Raw genomic sequence first — 19646 nt, 5'->3', positions numbered from 1 at the left:
TCAATGCGCCGCGTATTTTGATCAAACGCTACAGGGTGAGGGACGTTTGGCAAGCCCCTTGTTTTCGCGTTTTAAGGCTGGGGGGCGATTTCGGGGGGAACGGTGAAACTTTGATCAAATGACTGCAGGTATACGTGCGGGGATGGCCATTTGGGGGAAACACCCTGTTTTCAGGCAGGTCGCTGCCGCATTGCTTGACAACTGTTCAGCCTCAACATTTGATCAATTTGCGCCTGTAGAGGCCAGAAAAATAAACAGTCGTACCGGAGAAACCGGAACGGGACCGCGCAACAGGGAAGGGATCATAGATGGCAACTGCCAGCCTAATAATCGACAACGCCAGGGTGCTGACCATGGACCCGGATCATCCCAGGGCCGAGGCCGTGGCGATTGCGGGGAACCGAATCCTCGCCGTCGGGTCGGCGGCGGAGATCGCCGCGCTCGCCGGGCCGGATACCCGCCGAATCGATGCCGAAGGCGCCACCGTCCTGCCCGGGATGACCGAGGCGCATCTGCATGTCTTTTCCGGCGCCGCCGGCCTCAGCCAGCTTCAACTGGCGCAGGTTCACGGGCTGGAGGCGCTGCGCGAGGCGCTGGCCGGATATGCGGCGAACAATCCTGACGCCACGCTGCTGATCTGCAAGGCGGCGGACTATAATCTCTTCGGGCCGGGCGTCTCGACCACCCGGCAGATGCTGGATCAGGCGATGGCGGATCGGCCGGTGATCCTGATCTCCGGCGATCACCACACCGCCTGGGCCAATACCGCGGCGCTCGAGATGGCGGGCATCCTGCAGGGGGCCGAGACTGCGGTGGGGACCGAGGTGGTGATGGGCGAAGATGGCACCGCCACCGGCGAGCTGCGCGAATTCGACGCCTATATGCTGGTCATGCGTCATCGCAACGGCGGCGGGCGTGAGAATCTGGGCATGACCGGCAGTGAGCCGGATGTCGAGGTCGCGCCCGAGCAATGGGAGGAAGACCTTGAGACCATGCGCCGGGGGCTGGCCTATTGCGCCTCCTTCGGCTTCACCTCGCTGCACAATATGGATGGCAACGTCTATCAGCTCAAACTGCTGCGCGAACTGGAAAACCGGGGGGAACTGATCTGCCGGATCGAGGTGCCGTTTCATCTGACCCCCGGCATGACCGCCGAGGCGCTGGAAACCGCCAGCCAGATGACGGCGGAGTTCAATTCCGACCGGCTGCGCTCGGGGCGGGTAAAGATGTTCATGGATGGGGTGATCGACAGCGGCACCGCCGTGATGATCGAGGATTACGCCGATCAACCCGGCTGGAAGGGGGAGCCGCTGCATCAGCCGGATGTGTTCAACGCCATCTGCACCGAGGCGGACAAGCGCGGTCTGCAAATCTCGGTCCATGCCATCGGCGATGGCGCGGTGCGCCGGGTGCTCGACGGTTATGAGGCGGCGCAGAAGGTCAATGGCCCCCGCGATTCCCGCCACCGGATCGAACATATCGAGGTGATCCACCCCGATGACATTCCCCGGGTGAAGGAGCTGGGGGTGATCTACTCCATGCAGCCGTCGCATCCGCCAGGGGCGATGGATTTCCCGCTGCTGCCCTGGGCCGCCAAGGTGGGCGAGGCGCGCTGGCCCTATGCCTTCCCGCTGGGGGCGTTGCGCGATCTGGGGGTGCCGATCTGTTTCGCTTCGGACTGGCCGGTGGCCGATATCGACCCGATGCGCAGCGTGCAGGCGGCGATCACCCGCAAGCCCTGGCGCGAAGGCGATCCGGACAATAGCGTTGGTCTGCAGGATGCGCTGAATTACTATACCTATGGCGGCGCCTACGCGGGCTTTGACGAGGGGCGGCTGGGCAGTCTGAAGCCGGGAATGCTGGCCGATATCGTGGTGATGGATCGCGATGTCGAGGCCTTGGCGCCGGAGGAGGTCGGCGCGGCCCATGCCGCTGTGACGATTTGCGATGGCGCGGTGATCTGGCAGGCCTGAGGCCTGCCGGAACCGAAGCTGGGGAGACGAGCTATGCGCAATGTAACGCTGGCGGCGACGCAGTTCGCCTGCAGTTGGGATATCGACGACAATATCGCCCGGGCCGAGGCGCTGGTGCGCGCCGCCGCCGGGGAGGGTGCCCAGATCATCCTGCTGCAGGAGCTGTTCGAGACGCCCTATTTCTGCATCGACCAGCAGCCGCGCCATTTCGCCCTGGCCCGCGCGACCGGGGAAAGCCGGGTCGTCTCCCACTTCCGCGCGCTGGCGAAGGAGCTGGGCGTGGTTCTGCCAATCTCCTTCTTCGAAAAGGCGGGGCAGGCGTTCTACAATTCGCTGGTGGTGGCCGATGCCGATGGGGCCCTCGTGCAAAACTATCGCAAGACCCATATCCCGCAGAACCCGGGGTACGAGGAGAAGTTCTATTTCTCTCCGGGCGATACCGGGTTCGGGGTGGTCGAGACGCGGTTCGGCCGGATCGGCTGCGGCATTTGTTGGGATCAGTGGTTTCCGGAAACCGCGCGGTCCCTGGCGCTGCTGGGGGCGGAGGTGCTGCTCTTCCCCACCGCCATCGGATCGGAGCCGGCGGACCCCAGTTATGACAGCGCGGCGCATTGGCGGCGCACCATGCAGGGGCACGCGGCGGCCAATATCATGCCGCTGATCGCCTCGAACCGCATCGGGACGGAGCGGGAGGGGGAGCGCGAAATCACCTTCTATGGCACCTCTTTCATCGCTGGCCCGACGGGGGAAATTCTGGTCGATGCCGACCGGCAGAGCCAGACACATCTGATCGCCACCGTCGATCTTGATGCCACCGCGGGCTTGCGCGAAACTTGGGGCCTGTTCCGCGATCGTCGCCCGGATCGTTATGGCGCGCTGATGACGCTCGACGGCGCGACGCGCCCACGCGGATAGGAGCAGGGGCGAGGGGCGAAAATCCCCCTCGCCGTGGCGCCCGCTTCGCTGTAATCAGGCGCGATGGATAAATCTGCTGAATTCGAGATCTTTCTGGTGGCCCTGCCGGGGCTGGAACCTGCGCTTCTGGACGAGGTGCGGGGCCTGGGCTTCGCCGGCGCCGCGCTGACCCCGGGCGGGGTGACCTGCCGTGGCGATTGGGCCGAGGTCTGGCGCGCCAACCTCTGGCTGCGGGGGGCCACCCGGGTGGTGGTGCGGATCGGCGAATTCCGCGCCTTTCACCTGGCCCAGCTCGACAAGCGGGCGCGCAAGTTTCCCTGGGGCGATTTCCTGCGCGCCGATGTGCCGCTGCGGGTCGAGGCGACCTGCAAGGCCTCGAAAATCTATCACGCCGGCGCCGCCACCCAGCGGGTGGAAAAGGCGATCGCCGAAGAGCTGGGCGCGCCGATCTCGGCCGAGGCCTCGCTGAGGGTGATGCTCAGGATCGAGGATAACCTCTGCACCTTCAGCATCGACGCGACCGGCGAGCCCCTGCACAAGCGCGGCCACAAGCAGGCGATGGGCAAGGCGCCCTTGCGCGAATCCATGGCGGCGCTGTTCCTGCGCCAATGCGGCTATACCGGGCGGGAAACGGTGGTGGATCCGATGTGCGGCTCGGGCACCTTCGTGATCGAGGCGGCAGAGATCGCCGCTGGCCTCGCCCCCGGAAGGTCGCGCCGCTTCGCCTTCGAGGATCTGGCGGGGTTCGATGCCGAGGCCTGGGCACGGATGCGGGCAAGCGCGGCAGAGCCGCAACGCATCCCGGCACAACGCTTCTATGGCTCCGACCGCGATGCCGGTGCTGTGCGGATGGCGAGCGAGAACGCCGAACGCGCCGGCGTGGCGGAATGGTGCAGCTTCACCCAGATGCCGTTCAGCGATCTGACCCCGCCCGAGGGCGCGCCGGGGCTGGTGATGGTCAACCCGCCCTATGGCGCCCGGATCGGCAACAAGAAATTGCTCTATGGGCTTTACGGCGCGCTGGGCGGTGTGCTGCGCGAACGGTTCGCGGGCTGGCGCGTCGGCGTGGTCACCAGCGAGGCGGGGCTCGCCAAGGCCTGCAACCTGCCGTTCGATCCGCCGGGGGCATTCGTGGCCCACGGCGGATTGAAGGTGCGGCTCTACCGCTGCACGTTGAGCTGACGGCTCAGGCCGCCACCCGGCGACGGGAGGCGGCGGCATCTGCCAGATCTTCCAGCACCGCGACGGTCTCCTCCCAGCCGAGGCAGCCGTCGGTGATGCTCTGCCCATAGGTCAGCGGCTCGCCCGGCACCAGCGTCTGGGCGCCGGCGACCAGGTTGCTTTCGATCATCATGCCGCGCACCCGGCTGTTGCCCGCGCGGATCTGCTCGGCCACGTCATGGGCCACGGCGGGTTGGCGCGCCGGATCCTTGCCGCTGTTGGCATGGCTGGCGTCGATCACGATGCGCGGATCGACCCCGGCCTTGGCTGCCGCCTCGACCACCGCCTCGACCGAGGCGGCGTCATAATTGGTGCCATTGCCGCCGCGCAGGATCACATGGCAATCGGCATTGCCGGTGGTATGCGCCACCGCCGCCCGCCCGTCGCTGGTGACGGCGGGGAAGTGATGCGGCTGGCTGGCCGACTGGATCGCGTCGAGCGCCACCTTCACCCCGCCGTCGGTGCCGTTCTTGAACCCCACCGGACAGGACAGGCCCGAGGCGAGCTGCCGGTGAATCTGGCTTTCTGTGGTGCGCGCGCCGATCGCGCCCCAGGTGATCAGATCTGAAAAATACTGCGGCGTGATCGGGTCGAGGAATTCGGTCCCGGCCGGCAGACCCATGCGGTTGATGTCCAACAGCAGATGCCGGCCGATGCGCAGCCCTTCGTCGATCTTGCAGGAGTCGTCGAGGTAGGGGTCGTTGATCAGCCCCTTCCAGCCCACCGTGGTGCGGGGCTTTTCGAAATAGACCCGCATCACGATCTCCAGCCGATCCGACAGCCGGGCGCGCTGTTCGGCGAGGCGCGCGGCATAGTCGCGGGCGGCCTCGGGGTCATGGATCGAACAGGGGCCGACCATGACCAGCAGCCGATCATCGTGGTTTTCGAAGATCGCGCGGATCGCATCGCGCCCCTCCAGCACCGTGCGGGTGATGGCGGCGTCGCGGGGCAGGGTGCGGATCACCTCGGCCGGGGTGGGCAGGGGTGTGAGATCGACAATGCGAAGGTCCTGGGTTTCGGTGAGCATCGGTCTTTCGGGTCCTCTGGGTTTTTCTGAGGGCCTGACCGGGGGTTCCAAACTGAAAAGCCGCCGGTCAGACCAGCGGCTTGAAGGTTCGGTGTCTCGCGTTTCCTCGCTTACACGGCAACCATCGTCCGCTGGGATGAGCGGAACCAATAAAAATAGGTTGCGAAGGCGTAAGTTTGGGTCATGGCGGAATCGGTAGCCGATCCGCGCCGCCCTGTCACGCATTAATTGCACCCCGATCGCTCAGAGGGAAGGAGGCGGAACCGGTGGGAGATTGACTTTTGGTAATAATCAATCAAATGATTGAGTCATGACCGAGAACAACAAACCCCAAGCCTATGTGCGCAAGGACGAACGCCGCGAGATGATCGCCGACGCCGCCCGCCAGTTGATCGCCGAAAAGGGGCTCGCCGCCCTGCGCACCCGTGATGTGGCGGAGCGGGTGGGAATCAATATCTCGACCCTGCATTTCCATGTGCGCTCCAAGGCGGCGCTGCTGACGCTGGTGGCCGAAACCAGCCGCGACGCCTTTTTGTCGCTGCTGCCGCCCGATCCCGCGCCCGACCGCGATGCGCTGACCCAGCTCAGGGCCGAGGTGCAGGCCTTTCACGACAGTCTGCGCGACCGTCCTGAGCTGTTCCGCTGCTTCGGGCAACTGGCGCAACTGGCCGAGACCGACGCGGCGATCGCCGCGACGCTTGAAGGCTTCACCCGGGGCTGGGCCGGCCGCTATGCCGCGATCATCGGCCTCGGGCGCGATCAGGGGGTGTTTCGTGCCGATGTCGATCCCTATCCGGCGGCGCTGATGGCAACCGGCGCGCTGACCGCCTTCGCGCCGCGCGGGCCCGAGGGGCTGGCCTACTTCTGGCCGGTCTATCGGGAAATCGAACGCGGGCTGCTGGCGCGGCAAGTCGAGGGGACGGACGATGCAAATTGAGATCGCAGAGACCGGAGCCACCGGCAATCGTGGCCTTTTGCTGCTGCTGGCGGCGGTGAATTTTCTGGTCCTGCTGGATGTGACCATCATCAACGTGGCGCTGCCTGCGATCGGTCGGGAATTCACCGGCGGGGGCGCCGCGCTGCAATGGCTGGTCTCGGGCTATACGCTGACCTATGCGCTGGGGTTGTTGCCGGCCGGTCGGCTGGGTGACCGCTTTGGCCCGCGTACCATCCTGCTGGCCGGGCTCGGGGGGTTCGCGCTTGGCTCGCTCCTGTGCGGGATGGCGCCGTCGATGGTCTGGCTGCAGATCGGCCGGGTGGCGCAGGGGATCGGGGCGGCGATGGTCTCGCCGCAGGCGATGGCCATTGCGCATCGGATGTTCAAGGGGCCTGATCGCGCCGGCGCCTTCGCCATCTTCGGGCTGGTGGCCGGGCTGGCCTCGGTGCTGGGGCCGCTGGTCGGCGGCTGGCTGGTCAGCGCCGATCTGTTCGGCCTGGGCTGGCGGCCGATCTTTCTGATCAACCCGCCGCTGGCGGTGCTGCTGGTCTTCGCCCTGCGCCATCGGATCGCCGCGATCCGCGGCGACGCGCGGGTGCATTTCGATCCTGCCGCCGTGGCGCTTTCGGCGCTGGGTCTGCTCTGCGTGCTGATCCCGCTGATCGAGGGACGGCGCTTCGGCTGGCCGGTCTGGGCCTGGGCGATGCTGCTGGCGGCGCTGCCGGTTTTCGGCGCGCTGATCTGGTGGGAGCGTCGTCGCGGCCGGGCCGGGCGGACCCAGCTTCTGCCGTTGGCGCTGCTCGGGCAGGGGGCGTTTCGCTGGTATGTGCCGGCGGTGGGGCTGTTCTTTGCCGGGCTGCCGGGGTTCTTCATGATCCTGGCGCTGTTTCTGCAGGCCGGTTTCGGCTTTTCGCCGCTGCAATCGGGGGTGACGGCCTTTCCGCTGTCGCTGGGGATCATGCTGGCCTCGATCCTCACTCCGGCGCTGACGCGGGTGTCGCCGCAGCTTCGGGTGGCACTGGGCGGGGCGTTGCTGCTCGTGGGGCTGGGGCTGGTGCGCAGCCTGATCCGTGGCTTCGACGGGGGGGCCGATCAGCCCTGGCTGATGGGCGGGCTGCTGGTGGCCGGGATCGGCTTTGGTCTGGCGGTCGGGCCGCTGTTCCATCTGGCGCTGGAGCGGGTGACCGAGGCCGAGGCCGGCATCGCCTCCGCCCTGTTGCAGACCTTCCAGCAGATCGGCAGCGCCCTTGGCGTGGCGGTGATGGGCAGTCTGTTCTTTTCCAGGCTCGACGTCGGGCTGGGCTGGACCACGGCCTTTGCCGCCGGCACCCTGGGGGCGATCCTGTGCTTCGCCGGGTTCCTGGCGCTTTTCATCTATCGTTGGCTCCGGGGTGGGGCCGCGCAACCCCAGATCGGATAGGAGGGGGCAATGAAATTCTCGAAGCTTTCGGAACGGCAGATCCTCAAGGCGCAGGCCGAGGGGCAGTTCGACAACCTCAAGGGCGCGGGCAAGCCGCTGCCGCCCCGAGGTGGCGGGGATTACGCCGAAGAGGCGGGTTTTCGCATCATGGCCGAGGCAGGTGCCCTGCCGAAGGAGATCGAGCTGCGCAAGGCGGTGCAGGCCCAGGCCGAGGTGCTGAAAAACACCACCGACCCCGAGAAGCGCAAGGAGGAGATGCGCAAGTTCGCCGAGCTGACGCAGGCCCTGGCCATTCAGGAAGAGGCGCGGCGCAAGTATTACGGCGGCTAGGCCGCTCAGGCCTGCGGATGCGCCGTGCCCCAGATGCGCGCGGTGTCGCGGCGGAGTTGACGGGCCTCGGTGGCGCTCAGCCGGGCGCGGGCGACGTCGGGATCGCCCCCCGCCCGGGCCAGCGCCGCCCGCCAGGCCCTGAGTGCCGAGCGCGGCGACCAGGGCAGGGCGGCCGAGGCGAGCCATTGGCGCAACTCTGCCGGCAGCCGGTCATAGGCGGTCATTGGATCGCCCGCTTGGCGGCGGCGTTTCAGGCAGCTTTGCGCATTGGGGGTCGGGGTTGCACGGGTCATCCCTCTGTCTCCGCCACATCGAGCACCAGCAGAAGCCGGGTCTCGCCGCTGCCCTCGATCGGGGGAGAGCGGTGCACCAGCCCGGTGGGGCTGGCCCCGGGCCAGAGCCGGCCGCGGAACAGGCCGACCCAGCCGGCAGCCATCTGGTGCACCTCTGTCGGCTGGCCGTCGGCCCCCGCGACGCCGTATTCCGTGCCCCGCCCGCGATAGGTGCAGAGCATCCGCGCCGGTACGTAATCGACGTGGAACCGGCTGCAGGCGTTGCCCCGCACCACGTCCAGCCGCAGATGCAGCCGGCCTTGGCGCATCAGCCCGGCAAAGCGCCGGGCCTGATCGGTGACATCGACGCGAAGACGATCCCGCCCGGTGCCGGCCGTCATTCCGGCCCGGGCGCAGGCGCGATCGACCGCTGCCGCGACCTCCTCCACCGCCAGATCCTGGCGCAGCGCCGGCAACCGCTCGGGCGGCAGGCGCTCCAGCCAGGCAGAGAGCAGTGGGTCGGGTCGACGCTGCCAGATCGCGGCGGCGCAACCGGGATTGCGCAGCTCTCCGAGGATCTCGGGCGCGGCGCCCTCGGCGATGGCCGTTGCCGGCTTCGCCGTCAGCATCAGGCCGCCTGCGGCGCCCGGCGCCAGGCGGGGAAGGGATCGGGCAGGGCGCGCCAGGCCTCGGGCGTGAACCGCTCGCCCGGCACCAGCGCCGCATCGAGCGCGGCGGTGATTGCCGCCCGGTCCATGCCGGAGCCGATGAACACCAGTTCCTGCCGGCGATCGCCGAAGGGGTCCTGCCAATGGCGATCCAGATAGGCGCGGGCCTGCGCATGGGTCGGGCGACGCTCCTCCGGCACGGTGGCCCACCACATCCCCATCGGGCGCACCGAACTCAGCGCCCCGGCGAGCGAGAATTCGGCCAGCCAATCGGGTCGGGTGGCGATCCAGAAATGCCCCTTGGCGCGGATCACGCCGGGCAGGTCGCCGTTCAGCACATCGTGGATCTTCTGCGGATCGAACGGCCGGCGGGCGCGATAGACGAAAGAGGAGACCCCATATTCCTCGGTCTCGGGAATGTGGTCGGTGAAGCCGTAAAGTTCTTTCGCCCAAAGCGGATGGTCGTGGGCGGTCTCGAAATCGAACAGACCGGTGTCGAAGATGTCGGTGGGCTCCACCTTGCCGAAATCGGTTTCGATCATCGCGGCATCGGGGTTCAGCGCGGTGACGATCTTGCGCGCGGCCTCGAGTCGTTCAGGGCCTGCGGCCGAGACCTTGTTCAGCACCACGATATCCGAGAATTCGATCTGATCGACCAGCAGATCGACCAGCGTGCGTTCATCTTCCTCGCCAAGGGATTCGCCGCGGTCGCGGATGAAATCGTGGCTGGCGTAATCCTTCAGCAGGTTCACCGTATCCACCACCGTCACCATGGTGTCGAGCCGGGCGACATCCGACAGGCTATGCCCGTGTTCATCGCGGAACTCGAAGGTGGCGGCGACCGGCAGCGGTTCGGCGATGCCGGTGGATTCGATCAGCAGATAGTCGAAGCGTTTCTCTTCGGCGAGGCGGCGCACTTCGGTCAGCAGGTCGTCGCGCAGGGTGCAGCAGATGCAGCCGTTGGTCATCTCGACCAGCTTTTCCTCGGCATGGTTCAGGTCGGCGCCGCCCTCGCGGATCAGATCGGCGTCGATATTCACCTCGGACATATCGTTGACGATGACGGCGACTCGGCGGCCCTGGCGGTTGTTCAGCACATCGTTCAGCAGCGTGGTCTTGCCGGCGCCGAGGAAGCCGGACAACACGGTGACCGGCAGGCGAGGATCGGAGGCGGGGGCGGGCATGGGGCTCTCCATTTGAAATGTTATAACGTAACGATTATCCGAGGGGAGGATCACAATCAAGCCCCGGGTGGATCTCCGCTGGCGGTGGCGGTTTGGCGGCCGCCACCGGGGGGATGGTATCGCCGGGCTCAGCCCGGGACGGTGATCGCCTGACCGCAGGCCGGGCAGTTGCGCACCGCGGCCAGCGGCAGCGGCGCTCCGCAACCGTGGCAGGGGCGCAGCCGGCGGCCGGCGGGACGCAGGGCGCTGCGGCAGGCCGGACAGCGGAACCCGGCCGCCCGCGGCACCGGCGTGTGGCAGGTCGGACAGCGCGAGCGGGGCGCGGTGGCCGGCACGGTGCCGCTCACGGTTCGGTCGCCGGATCGGCGTCGAACACCTCCAGCACCTCGAGCTGGCGCTTCTCGCCGGTGCGGGTGGTCCATTTCGCGCGTGCCCCCACCGGCATGCCAAGCAGCGCCACCCCGATCGGGGTCATCACCGAGACGCGCCCGAGCGAGATGTCGGCCTGTTCGGGCAGGACAAGCGTGACGGTCTTTTCGCTGTCGTCCAGGCTGTCGCGATAGCGCAGCGGGCGGCCCAGCCCGATCACGTCGGCGGGCAGCCGCTCGGGCGTTACGATGCGGGCGCGGCTGAGGCTGGACAGTAGCAGATCGGCCAGCGCCGGGTTGCGCCGGGCAAAGCCGGTCGTCAGCGCCTCGAGCGTTTCGAGCTGGTCCTCGGCGATGACCAGTCGCGCGGGGCGGACGGCCGGTGGCGTCGTGGTGGCGTGTTTCAGGGGCTCCGGGGTGAAAACCGGCATGATGGTTTCCTTTCGATGGAAGAGGAAGATGAAGGAGATGTCGGCACGGTGGGGCCGCGCCGGGCAGGCGGCTGGCCGGGCCAGCCGAAGCGTCAGGGTGAGCGGATCATGGGCGGACTCAGGCCGCTGCAGGTCTAATGCGAGGTCGCATGAACAGGGAGGTGTCGAACCTCAGGGGGGAGTTGCCCCTGCGGTGTGACGACCCGCTTTGATGCCGGACCAGACGAAGGAAGAGGGCCCCGAACGGAGGGAATAGCGCGTGCGCTCAGACCGCCCGGGGAAGCCTGCGGTTCAGGAGCGAACCGGAAAACAGGATGAACCTGCCCTTATGCGGGTGTCTCGACATGGCCTGGAAGCTAGGAACGCTGATCACGAAAGTCAATCTGGGGCGGCGCACAGGAATTTTGGTGGCCCCAAAGACACGGTATCATGCCATTGGCGTCATCGGATTGACGCCATTTTAAGGAAGGGCCTATTCAGGACTGCATGAATACTTCTTAAGTATCTTTGAGATAGGGTTTCGATATGCCGCCGGCACCGAGACAGGGGCGCATCATGGCGCCGGTCTCCTTCGGCGCGCAAAGATATAGTTAGAGTCAGGATTTCAACGCCAGAAGGCATTGTGGGGTCTCATGAAGGATATGTTCGAGCATCGGGGGCCGATCGGCCCTGAGGATTTGAGTGTCGAGGTCATGGGGCGGCTGCACGGGGCGGCGCAGCGGGCTTGGCTATCGCCGCAGGATATCGAGATGATGCAGCGTGAGCTGCAACACTGTCAGGCGCAGCCAAGCGGGGTTGTCGCGCTGATCGGTGAGCTGTTGCGACAAAAGCTCGCCTATGCCCGCCGGCTGGGGCCAGAGACGCTGACGGATCGGATCGCCACCGGCGGGGTCGTGCTTGGCTATCGGCTGGGCGGCGATCAGCCCCCTATCCTGGCCCGGTTGAGTTACCGCGTGCGCCTGCGGGAGGAGCCCGGGGTGGTGCCGCTGCGGTCGCTTCTGGGGGCGACGCTGATCGGCATGCACCTGGGGGAAACGGCGCCTCTGCTGCTGTCAGACGGCAGCCTGACCGAGGTGACGTTGACCGACCTGCGCGCCGCGCCGCGGGGGCAGGTCGCGGTCCGCTTGCCGGTTGCGGTGCCGGGGCAGGGTGGTATTCTGCCGGCCTGAGTGTCGGTGCCGCTCAGGGATGAGGCTTACCTTCGCCTACCGGCTCTAGTGGGTACCTCTCTTGCGCAAACAAGATATTGACAGCCTCTGCCAATACGCGTCTATATGATGTTGTCTTGGTGCCCGCGATTCAAAGCGGGTGAAGAGGGAAGCCGGCGCAAATCCGGCACTGCCCCCGCAACTGTGAATGGTGAGGTTTGGTCGCATATCCACTGGCGTCTTGCGCGCTGGGAAGGAGGGCCGGACGTATAAGCCATGAGTCAGGAGACCTGCCAGGACGAGACGAGACCAAGCCGGGCGGTGGGTCCGGGACGTGTTATGGGATGTCCTTCGGGGGCATCCCTTGGCGTCTCTTCCCCTGCTGGCCGGCGCTGAACGACCGGAACCAAAGGATCGGCAAGGGGACACTGCCATGACCATCACCGTCTATTCCAAACCCGCCTGTGTGCAATGCACCGCCACCACCCGGGCGCTGGCCGCCAAGGGGATCGAATTCGATCTGGTCGATCTGACCGAGGACGCCGAGGCAATGGCCCGGGTGACCGAGCTGGGCTATCGCCAGGCGCCGGTGGTGATGGCGGGTGACGACCATTGGGCCGGCTTCCGCCCCGACAAGATCGCCGCTCTGGCCTGAGCCGGCCGATGGGGGGCCTGGTCTATTACTCCTCACGATCGGGGAACACGCGGCGCTTCGTCGACCGGCTGGGTCTGACGGCGACGCGGATCCCGATCGAGACCGAGGCGCCGATGCCCGCCCCCCGTTCCCCCTTCGTGCTGATCACGCCCACCTATGCCGATGGCCAAGGGCGGGGCGCGGTCCATAAACAGGTGATCCGGTTCCTGAATGATCCGGACACCCGCCGCCACCTGCGTGGTGTCATCGCCTCGGGCAATCGCAATTTCGGAACACTCTTCGCCTCCGCCGGCGATGTGGTGGCGCGGAAATGTGGTGTGCCGGTGCTTTATCGTTTCGAACTCGCGGGGACAGACACGGATGTCGCCCGCGTCATTGAGGGATTGGACAGGTTTTGGAAAACGCAGTGCTTGACCGCGATGTGAGCGACGCCGCCCCCGCCAAGGCGGTCCCGGCCGAATGGCAGGGTCTGGATTACCACGCGCTGAACGCGATGCTGAACCTCTATGACGATCAGGGGAACATCCGCTTCGATGCCGATCGCATGGCGGCGCGGCAGTATTTCCTGCAGCATGTGAACCAGAATACCGTCTTCTTCCATTCGCTGGAAGAGAAGCTGCGCTATCTGGTCGAGGAGGGCTATTACGAGGCCCATGTGCTGGAGCAATACTCGACCGAGTTCCGCCGCCAGATCTGGGATGCGGTCTATGCCGCCAAGTTCCGCTTTCCGACCTTCCTGGGCGCCTTCAAATATTACACCAGCTATACGCTGAAGACCTTCGACGGCAAACGATACCTCGAACGGTTCGAGGATCGGGTCGTCATGGTCGCCCTGACGCTTGCTCAAGGGGATGAGGCGCAGGCCATGTCCCTGATGCAGGAAATCATCGCCGGCCGCTTCCAACCCGCCACGCCGACCTTCCTGAATGCCGGCAAGGCGCAGCGGGGCGAGCTGATTTCCTGCTTCCTGCTGCGGCTGGAAGACAACATGGAAAGCATCGGTCGCGGCATCAACTCGGCGCTGCAACTGTCGAAACGCGGCGGTGGGGTGGCGCTGCTGCTGACCAACATCCGCGAATATGGCGCGCCGATCAAAGGCATCGAAAACCAATCCTCCGGTGTCATCCCGGTGATGAAGCTGCTTGAGGATTCCTTCAGCTATGCCAATCAGCTCGGTGCCCGTCAGGGGGCGGGGGCGGTCTATCTGAACGCCCACCATCCGGATATCCTGCGCTTCCTCGATACCAAACGCGAGAACGCGGATGAGAAGATCCGCATCAAGACGCTGAGCCTTGGTGTGGTGGTGCCCGACATCACCTTCGAACTGGCGAAGAAGAACGAGGACATGTACCTCTTTTCGCCGCACGACGTGGAAAAGGTCTATGGTCGCGCCTTCTCGGAAATCTCGGTGACCGAGAAGTATCACGAGATGGTCGACAACCCGCGCATCCGCAAGAAGAAGATCAACGCGCGCGCCTTCTTCCAGACCATCGCCGAGATCCAGTTCGAAAGCGGCTATCCCTATATCATGTTCGAGGACACGGTGAACCGCGCCAATCCGGTCGCCGGTCGCATCAACATGTCGAACCTCTGTTCCGAGATCCTGCAGGTCAACGAGGCCTCGGAGTTCAACGAGGATCTGAGCTACAAGCACCTCGGCACCGATATCTCCTGCAACCTCGGCTCGCTCAATATCGCCAAGGCGATGGATGGCGGCGATCTGGGCGCGACGGTCGAGGCCGCGATCCGGGCGCTGAACGCGGTCTCCGAGATGTCGGCGATCGACGCGGTGCCCTCGATCCGGCGCGGCAATGACGAAAGCCATGCCATCGGCCTGGGCCAGATGAACCTGCACGGCTTCCTGGCGCGCGAGCGGGTCCACTACGGCAGTGCCGAGGGCGTCGATTTCACCAATATCTACTTCTGCACCGTGCTCTATCACTGCCTGCGCGCCTCGAACGCGCTGGCGCGCGAGCGCGGGCGCAGCTTTGCCGGGTTCGAACGCTCGACCTATGCCGATGGCTCCTTCTTCGACAAATACGTTGACCGCGACTGGCTGCCCGAGACCGAGACGGTCAAGGCGCTGTTCGAGAAATTCGACGTGCATGTGCCTAGCCGCGAGGATTGGGCGGCGCTGCGCGACGCGGTGATCGCGGACGGGCTTTACAATCGCAACCTGCAGGCGGTGCCGCCGACCGGCTCGATCAGCTATATCAACAACTCGACCTCCTCGATCCACCCGATCACCTCCAAGATCGAGATCCGCAAGGAAGGCAAGATCGGCCGCGTCTATTACCCGGCGGCCTATATGACCAACGACAATCTCGAGTACTACAAGGACGCCTATGAGATTGGCGCCGAGAAGATCATCGACACCTATGCGGCGGCGACCCAGCATGTCGATCAGGGGCTGTCGCTGACGCTGTTCTTCAAGGACACGGCGACGACGCGGGATATCAACCGCGCCCAGATCTACGCCTGGAAGAAGGGGATCAAGACGATCTACTACATCCGCCTGCGCCAGATGGCCCTGGAAGGGACCGAGGTGCAGGGCTGCGTGTCCTGTTCGTTGTGATCCATATGGTCCGGGGCGCGAAGTGCGTTCCGGGCGCCACCCCTTGTTCCGAATGACCTCTGCCAGAGGAATGCTGTCATGAAAGACCTCACCACCGCCCGTCCTGTCCCCCGCGCCATCAACTGGAACCGGCTGCAGGACGACAAGGATCTGGAAATCTGGAACCGCCTGACCGTCAACTTCTGGCTGCCGGAAAAGGTGCCGCTGTCGAACGACATCCAGTCCTGGTCGCAGCTGACCGAAGAGGAGCAGCGGCTGACCATCCGCGTCTTCACCGGGCTGACGCTGCTCGACACCATCCAGAACACCGTCGGCGCGCCTTCGCTGATGCCCGATGCGATCACCCCGCACGAAGAGGCGGTGCTGACCAATGTCGCCTTCATGGAGGCGGTGCACGCGCGCTCCTATTCCTCGATCTTCTCGACGCTCTGTTCGACGGTCGAGGTCGACGAGGCCTTCCGCTGGTCGGAGGAGAACCCGCATCTGCAGCAGAAATCCCGGCTGATCCTGCAGGAATATGATGCCGCCTCGCATCCCTTGAAGAAGAAGATCGCCAGTGTCTTTCTGGAAAGCTTCCTGTTCTATTCCGGCTTCTACCTGCCGATGCATTGGTCGAGCCGCGCGCGGCTGACCAATACCGCCGACCTGATCCGCCTGATCATCCGCGACGAGGCGGTGCATGGCTATTACATCGGCTACAAGTTCCAGCGCGGGCTGGAGCGGTTGTCCGAGGCCGAGCGGGCCGAGCTGAAGGATTTCGCCTTTGCGCTGATCTTCGATCTCTACGAGATCGAGACGCGCTATACCGAAAGCCTCTATGACCCGCTGGGGTTGACCGAGGATGTGAAGAACTTCCTGCACTACAACGCCAACAAGGCGCTGCAAAACCTTGGATTCGAAAGCCTTTTCCCGGATGAGCTTTGCAAGGTGAACCCGGCGATCATGGCAGCGCTCAGCCCCAACGCGGATGAGAACCACGACTTCTTCTCGGGCTCGGGCTCGTCCTATGTGATCGGCAAGGCGGTTGCGACCGAGGATGAGGATTGGGATTTCTGATGGCGGTCGAAAACTCTCGGGATACGCTGTCGCTGGTCCGTGAATGGCATGAGAAATTCGCGGTGCCGGTGGTGGATGCCCCCGGCATTCCGGCGGACCGGGCGCAGATGCGGCTGGCCATCCTCGAGGAAGAGGTGGCCGAGCTGCGCGAGGCGGTCGAGGCCGGCGATCTGGTCGAGGTGCTCGATGCGCTCTGTGACATCCAATATGTGCTGGATGGCACCTTCCTGGAGTTCGGCATGCACGGGTTGAAGGCCCCCGGCATGGCCGAGGTGCACGCGTCCAACATGTCGAAACTGGGCGCCGACGGCCGCCCGGTGCTGCGCGAGGACGGCAAGGTGCTGAAGGGCCCGGCCTTCTTCCGCCCCGATCTGGCCGCCGTGCTGGCGGGGGAGAAATAGAGGGGCCGCCAATCAGTTCATCGGTGGTTTCACCGGGCAGCTTTCGTCCCCCCGTTCGGGCGCTGCCCGGCGTTGCCGCCGGGCGGGACGTGTGGCTGATGGAGGGAAGTGGCCTCCGAGACCTCCAGCTCCACCCGGCCGATCGGATGCGAGCAGCAGGCCTGCACATAGCCCGCCGCGATATCCTCCTTGGTGATGCCGCCGTTGTGCACAATGTGCACCTGGCCCGGGAGATTCTTGATCTTGCAGGTGCCGCAGACGCCGAAGGTGCAGCCCGAGGGGATGTTCCGCCCTGCCGCCCGCGTTGTCGCCAGGATGGTGCCGGTCTCGGCGCAGGTCTGCTGGACGCCGGAAAGGGTGAAGGCCACCTCCGCCGCCACGGCCTCGCGCATCGCCTGCATGAAGGGCTCGGGGCCGCAGCAGACCACCTCGCGTTCCAGATAATCCGGAACCATCAGGAGCTGGTTGAGCGTGCCCTGATAGCCGGTCCAGGGGGGATAGAGATCGGTGCCTCCCACCACGAACTTCAGGTCGATCCCAAGCACCCGGCTGGCCATATGTTCCAGCCGTTCGCGAAAGATGATCTCGGAGGGATGCCTGGCGCAGGTGACGAAGACCACATCGGTCGGCCCAGGTCGAACATCCAGGTGGTCATCGACATCGAGCGGCTCATTCGAGACTTTCGCCCCCCGGTGGCCGAGGGAACGAGGCAGGACCGCAGCGGCGGGCAGCGCTTCTCCGATTGCCTCTTGCCTCCGGCAAAAAGCCGCTTCTTGATGCCGTGGCCATGGTCTTCGACCTCGATTATCCTATGTCTGTGCCCCGCAGGGGGCGAGACCCAATTCAGAGCAGATCGCAATGATGAAACGACGAACCTTTCTGCGCGGCGCGACCGCACTCTCTGGCGCGATGATTCTCCCCGCAGGAGGGCTATGGGCCGCGCCCGAGGCTCAGCCTTTCAGCTATGAGGCGCTGATCGCCCGAGCGCAGGAGATGGCAGGCCAGGCCTATGAGCCGCCGCTCAGACCCGCGCCCGAGGTGGTGGACCGGATCGACTATGCCCGCCATGGCGAGCTGGTCTTCCGGACCCAGAGGGCGATGTTCTCGGGCCAGCCGGATACCGGCGCCGAAAAGGGCTATCCGCTGGAGTTCTTCCCCTTGGGCAAATACGCCACCAAGCGGGTGCAGATGTTCGCGGTGGAGAGCGGTCGGGCGACCGAGATCCTCTATACCCCCGATTTCTTCAACATGCCCGCCGACAACCCGGCGCGGGAATTGCCGTCGAACGCCGGCTTCGCGGGTTTCCGGCTGCAGGAGTGGTACACCGAACCCGATTGGACCCGGCAGGACTGGGTCGCCTTTCAGGGCGCCTCCTATTTCCGCGCGATCGGGGCGGACGGGCAATATGGGCTGTCGGCCCGCGGCATCCTGATCGACGCCGCCGTCGCCGGCCTGCCCGAGGAATTCCCGGATTTCCGCGAATTCTATATCGAACAGCAGCCCGGTTCGACACCCGACACCCCCGTCACCATCTGTGCGCTGCTCGACGGGCCCAGCGTGACGGGGGCTTACCGGTTCCGCATCACCCGCGGGCTAGACCGCAGCAAGGGCGTGATCATGGAGATCGAGGCCCGGGTCTTCCTGCGCAAATCGGTGTCGCGTCTGGGGCTGATCCCGCTGACCTCGATGTTCTGGTATGGCGAATACGGCAAGGGCCGGATGCAGGACTGGCGGCCCGAGGTGCATGATTCCGACGGCTTGGCGATGTGGGCCGGCTCGGGCGAGCGGATCTGGCGGCCGCTGAATAACCCCGATTACACCAGCGTCTCGGCCTTCGGTGACGAAAGCCCGCGCGGCTTCGGCCTGTTGCAGCGCGACCGCAACTTCGATCATTACCTGGATGGGGTGTTCTATGACCGCCGCCCCAGCCTCTGGGTCGAGCCGATCAAGCCCTTGGGCAGGGGGGCGGTGCAACTGCTGGAGATCCCGACCGACGACGAAATCCACGACAATATCGGCGCCTTCTGGGTGCCGGAGGGGCCGGCGGAGAAGGGCAACAGCTATGATATGCACTATCGGCTCTATTGGCAGAGCAACGAGCCTTTCCCGGCCACCAATATCGCCCAGACCGTTGCCACCCGGATTGGCCGGGGCGGCCAGCCGGGGCATCCGCGGCCGGCGGACGTCTATCACTTCGCGGTGGAATTTGATCGCCCCTCGGTGTTGACCAAGCTGCCCTATGGCGTCTTCCCCGAGGTGGTGGTTTCGGCCTCGCGGGGCGAGGTCAGCCGCCTCTTTGCCGAACCGGTGCCGAACGGCAACGTCTGGCGCGGCAATTTCGACCTGAAGCTGATGCCGGGCGAACTGGCCGATCTGCGCATGTATCTGGCGCTGGACGGGGAGCCGCTGACCGAGACCTGGCTTTATCAGTTCCAGGCCTGAGGCCTCCGGACCCTCTGATCGCGGAAAAGCCCCGAAGCGCAAGCTTCGGGGCTTTTCCAGTTTCCCCTCGGGCGGGGAGAGCGCGTGTCGCTGGCGGCTGGCTGTGGCTGGCGGGCCGTGTGTCTGGCGATCTGCTGGACGGCTTGCGGGCGATGGCTTGCGGCCTGGTCTCTGGCGTTCGGGCTGGAGGCGACTGGCGATCTGGCTTGTTGGCGCGCGACCCGCGCTTGACCCCCTGCGGGGCATGAGCTGGCATCCGGAGGGCTGGCGAAAGGCTGGCTGAGCTGGCGATCACATCATGCGACCATCGCCGCGGCGGCGGGGATCGGAGATGTCTGGCTGGCTGGGGATGCGAATGGCTGGCTGGCGTCTGGCTGGCGAGCTTTCTTGATACCCAACTTAGGTCGAGGTGCCCCAAGGGTCAAGGAAAACTTTTGAAAATCAAATAGTTGAGTTATTTTATCAGGTGTTTTTATCCGATATTTTCACTCGGGATTTTGCGGCGGCGCCCCTGCAAGCCTGATGTGAACATGAGCGCGCCTCATGATGTGGTTGATCAATGTGAGCTGGATTTGCGAATTTCTGCGCATTAGATAGGGCACTTCAGGCCCAGAGAGAAAACC

General features: G+C 65.4%; 19 protein-coding genes, 1 pseudogene and 1 riboswitch. Of the genes and pseudogenes, 13 read left to right on the top strand and 7 right to left on the bottom strand.

The window, feature by feature from the left end:
* The first annotated feature begins 308 nt into the window (after positions 1 to 308).
* The 3 genes from ACN0V4_RS07385 to ACN0V4_RS07375 all read left to right on the top strand — a co-directional run bounded on the left by ACN0V4_RS07385 (position 309) and on the right by ACN0V4_RS07375 (position 4070).
* Positions 309 to 1973 (top strand): amidohydrolase, encoded by a 1665-nt coding sequence (locus tag ACN0V4_RS07385; protein ID WP_417674549.1) that lies wholly within the window; start codon positions 309 to 311, stop codon positions 1971 to 1973.
* A gap of 33 nt (positions 1974 to 2006) precedes the next feature.
* Positions 2007 to 2888 carry an N-carbamoylputrescine amidase gene (gene aguB, locus ACN0V4_RS07380; RefSeq protein ID WP_417674547.1) on the top strand — a complete coding sequence of 294 codons (882 nt, stop codon included), beginning with the start codon at positions 2007 to 2009 and terminating at the stop codon, positions 2886 to 2888.
* 63 nt (positions 2889 to 2951) lie between these two features.
* Positions 2952 to 4070, top strand: a complete 1119-nt coding sequence (locus ACN0V4_RS07375) for a THUMP domain-containing class I SAM-dependent RNA methyltransferase (RefSeq protein WP_417674545.1) — start codon at positions 2952 to 2954, stop codon at positions 4068 to 4070.
* A gap of 4 nt (positions 4071 to 4074) precedes the next feature.
* Here ACN0V4_RS07375 and ACN0V4_RS07370 read toward each other — a convergent pair whose 3' ends face one another.
* A complete protein-coding gene (locus tag ACN0V4_RS07370) occupies positions 4075 to 5136 on the bottom strand; it encodes a 3-deoxy-7-phosphoheptulonate synthase (protein WP_417674543.1) in 1062 nt (353 codons plus the stop codon).
* A gap of 310 nt (positions 5137 to 5446) precedes the next feature.
* Between ACN0V4_RS07370 and ACN0V4_RS07365 the strand changes: the two genes are divergently transcribed.
* The 3 genes from ACN0V4_RS07365 to ACN0V4_RS07355 are packed head-to-tail and all read left to right on the top strand — an operon-like array spanning position 5447 to position 7823.
* On the top strand, positions 5447 to 6073 hold the full coding sequence (locus ACN0V4_RS07365; protein ID WP_417674541.1) for a TetR/AcrR family transcriptional regulator: 627 nt from the start codon (positions 5447 to 5449) through the stop codon (positions 6071 to 6073).
* Positions 6063 to 7493 carry an MFS transporter gene (locus tag ACN0V4_RS07360; protein WP_417674539.1) on the top strand — a complete coding sequence of 477 codons (1431 nt, stop codon included), beginning with the start codon at positions 6063 to 6065 and terminating at the stop codon, positions 7491 to 7493. Before ACN0V4_RS07365 ends, ACN0V4_RS07360 begins: the two co-directional genes overlap by 11 nt.
* Before the next feature lie 9 nt (positions 7494 to 7502).
* Complete coding sequence (locus ACN0V4_RS07355) at positions 7503 to 7823, top strand: DUF1992 domain-containing protein (protein WP_417674537.1); 321 nt, start codon at positions 7503 to 7505, stop codon at positions 7821 to 7823.
* A gap of 5 nt (positions 7824 to 7828) precedes the next feature.
* Here ACN0V4_RS07355 and ACN0V4_RS07350 read toward each other — a convergent pair whose 3' ends face one another.
* The 5 genes from ACN0V4_RS07350 to rnk form a co-directional block, all read right to left on the bottom strand.
* The gene (locus ACN0V4_RS07350) at positions 7829 to 8116 is read right to left on the bottom strand and encodes a DUF6525 family protein (RefSeq protein WP_417674535.1); all 288 of its coding nucleotides are present in this window, start codon (positions 8114 to 8116) and stop codon (positions 7829 to 7831) included.
* Entirely contained in the window at positions 8113 to 8724 is a 612-nt protein-coding gene (locus tag ACN0V4_RS07345) for a DUF1826 domain-containing protein (protein WP_417674533.1), read from the bottom strand. Before ACN0V4_RS07345 ends, ACN0V4_RS07350 begins: the two co-directional genes overlap by 4 nt.
* A complete protein-coding gene (locus tag ACN0V4_RS07340; protein WP_417674531.1) occupies positions 8724 to 9947 on the bottom strand; it encodes a GTP-binding protein in 1224 nt (407 codons plus the stop codon). Before ACN0V4_RS07340 ends, ACN0V4_RS07345 begins: the two co-directional genes overlap by 1 nt.
* A gap of 128 nt (positions 9948 to 10075) precedes the next feature.
* Positions 10076 to 10294, bottom strand: coding sequence for a hypothetical protein (locus tag ACN0V4_RS07335; RefSeq protein WP_417674529.1), 219 nt, complete (start codon positions 10292 to 10294; stop codon positions 10076 to 10078).
* Positions 10291 to 10746, bottom strand: coding sequence for a nucleoside diphosphate kinase regulator (gene rnk / locus ACN0V4_RS07330; RefSeq protein WP_417674527.1), 456 nt, complete (start codon positions 10744 to 10746; stop codon positions 10291 to 10293). The genes ACN0V4_RS07335 and rnk overlap by 4 nt, the downstream gene beginning before the upstream one ends.
* A 632-nt stretch (positions 10747 to 11378) precedes the next feature.
* Between rnk and ACN0V4_RS07325 the strand changes: the two genes are divergently transcribed.
* The 6 genes from ACN0V4_RS07325 to ACN0V4_RS07300 all read left to right on the top strand — a co-directional run bounded on the left by ACN0V4_RS07325 (position 11379) and on the right by ACN0V4_RS07300 (position 16581).
* Positions 11379 to 11915, top strand: coding sequence for a hypothetical protein (locus ACN0V4_RS07325; RefSeq protein WP_417674525.1), 537 nt, complete (start codon positions 11379 to 11381; stop codon positions 11913 to 11915).
* 100 nt (positions 11916 to 12015) lie between these two features.
* Positions 12016 to 12207: riboswitch (cobalamin riboswitch) on the top strand.
* A 120-nt stretch (positions 12208 to 12327) separates the two neighbouring features.
* Positions 12328 to 12549, top strand: coding sequence for a glutaredoxin-like protein NrdH (gene nrdH, locus ACN0V4_RS07320; protein ID WP_417674523.1), 222 nt, complete (start codon positions 12328 to 12330; stop codon positions 12547 to 12549).
* An 8-nt stretch (positions 12550 to 12557) separates the two neighbouring features.
* Positions 12558 to 12974 carry a class Ib ribonucleoside-diphosphate reductase assembly flavoprotein NrdI gene (gene nrdI / locus ACN0V4_RS07315; RefSeq protein WP_417674521.1) on the top strand — a complete coding sequence of 139 codons (417 nt, stop codon included), beginning with the start codon at positions 12558 to 12560 and terminating at the stop codon, positions 12972 to 12974.
* Complete coding sequence (nrdE, locus tag ACN0V4_RS07310) at positions 12971 to 15124, top strand: class 1b ribonucleoside-diphosphate reductase subunit alpha (RefSeq protein ID WP_417674850.1); 2154 nt, start codon at positions 12971 to 12973, stop codon at positions 15122 to 15124. The genes nrdI and nrdE overlap by 4 nt, the downstream gene beginning before the upstream one ends.
* 78 nt (positions 15125 to 15202) lie before the next feature.
* A complete protein-coding gene (nrdF, locus tag ACN0V4_RS07305; protein WP_417674519.1) occupies positions 15203 to 16180 on the top strand; it encodes a class 1b ribonucleoside-diphosphate reductase subunit beta in 978 nt (325 codons plus the stop codon).
* Positions 16180 to 16581, top strand: a complete 402-nt coding sequence (locus ACN0V4_RS07300) for a phosphoribosyl-ATP diphosphatase (protein WP_417674517.1) — start codon at positions 16180 to 16182, stop codon at positions 16579 to 16581. Before nrdF ends, ACN0V4_RS07300 begins: the two co-directional genes overlap by 1 nt.
* Positions 16582 to 16700: 119 nt before the next feature.
* On the opposite strand, the pseudogene ACN0V4_RS07295 reads toward ACN0V4_RS07300, so the two are convergent.
* Positions 16701 to 17260: pseudogene (locus tag ACN0V4_RS07295) on the bottom strand (flavin reductase family protein); the annotation flags it as partial.
* A 182-nt stretch (positions 17261 to 17442) separates the two neighbouring features.
* Between ACN0V4_RS07295 and ACN0V4_RS07290 the strand changes: the two are divergent.
* Positions 17443 to 19023, top strand: a complete 1581-nt coding sequence (locus tag ACN0V4_RS07290) for a glucan biosynthesis protein (protein ID WP_417674515.1) — start codon at positions 17443 to 17445, stop codon at positions 19021 to 19023.
* Positions 19024 to 19646 lie beyond the last annotated feature (623 nt).

The sequence above is a fragment of the Pseudodonghicola sp. genome (genome assembly GCF_048268305.1).
Lineage (GTDB): Bacteria > Pseudomonadota > Alphaproteobacteria > Rhodobacterales > Rhodobacteraceae > Pseudodonghicola.
The sequence above is the reverse complement of the archived record's forward strand: the minus strand, read 5'-3'. Positions and strand labels throughout refer to the sequence as shown.

What these genes read in the sequence shown, in the direction of transcription:
- ACN0V4_RS07290 (WP_417674515.1), top strand. Translation starts at nt 17,443, where the DNA reads ATGAAACGACGAACCTTTCTGCGCGGCGCGACCGCACTCTCTGGCGCG.
- nrdH (WP_417674523.1), top strand. Translation starts at nt 12,328, where the DNA reads ATGACCATCACCGTCTATTCCAAACCCGCCTGTGTGCAATGCACCGCC.
- ACN0V4_RS07350 (WP_417674535.1), bottom strand. Translation starts at nt 8,116, where the DNA reads ATGACCCGTGCAACCCCGACCCCCAATGCGCAAAGCTGCCTGAAACGC.
- ACN0V4_RS07340 (WP_417674531.1), bottom strand. Translation starts at nt 9,947, where the DNA reads ATGCCCGCCCCCGCCTCCGATCCTCGCCTGCCGGTCACCGTGTTGTCC.
- nrdI (WP_417674521.1), top strand. Translation starts at nt 12,558, where the DNA reads ATGGGGGGCCTGGTCTATTACTCCTCACGATCGGGGAACACGCGGCGC.
- nrdF (WP_417674519.1), top strand. Translation starts at nt 15,203, where the DNA reads ATGAAAGACCTCACCACCGCCCGTCCTGTCCCCCGCGCCATCAACTGG.
- ACN0V4_RS07345 (WP_417674533.1), bottom strand. Translation starts at nt 8,724, where the DNA reads ATGCTGACGGCGAAGCCGGCAACGGCCATCGCCGAGGGCGCCGCGCCC.
- aguB (WP_417674547.1), top strand. Translation starts at nt 2,007, where the DNA reads ATGCGCAATGTAACGCTGGCGGCGACGCAGTTCGCCTGCAGTTGGGAT.
- ACN0V4_RS07365 (WP_417674541.1), top strand. Translation starts at nt 5,447, where the DNA reads ATGACCGAGAACAACAAACCCCAAGCCTATGTGCGCAAGGACGAACGC.
- rnk (WP_417674527.1), bottom strand. Translation starts at nt 10,746, where the DNA reads ATGCCGGTTTTCACCCCGGAGCCCCTGAAACACGCCACCACGACGCCA.
- ACN0V4_RS07385 (WP_417674549.1), top strand. Translation starts at nt 309, where the DNA reads ATGGCAACTGCCAGCCTAATAATCGACAACGCCAGGGTGCTGACCATG.
- ACN0V4_RS07375 (WP_417674545.1), top strand. Translation starts at nt 2,952, where the DNA reads ATGGATAAATCTGCTGAATTCGAGATCTTTCTGGTGGCCCTGCCGGGG.
- ACN0V4_RS07360 (WP_417674539.1), top strand. Translation starts at nt 6,063, where the DNA reads ATGCAAATTGAGATCGCAGAGACCGGAGCCACCGGCAATCGTGGCCTT.
- ACN0V4_RS07325 (WP_417674525.1), top strand. Translation starts at nt 11,379, where the DNA reads ATGAAGGATATGTTCGAGCATCGGGGGCCGATCGGCCCTGAGGATTTG.
- ACN0V4_RS07300 (WP_417674517.1), top strand. Translation starts at nt 16,180, where the DNA reads ATGGCGGTCGAAAACTCTCGGGATACGCTGTCGCTGGTCCGTGAATGG.
- ACN0V4_RS07355 (WP_417674537.1), top strand. Translation starts at nt 7,503, where the DNA reads ATGAAATTCTCGAAGCTTTCGGAACGGCAGATCCTCAAGGCGCAGGCC.
- ACN0V4_RS07370 (WP_417674543.1), bottom strand. Translation starts at nt 5,136, where the DNA reads ATGCTCACCGAAACCCAGGACCTTCGCATTGTCGATCTCACACCCCTG.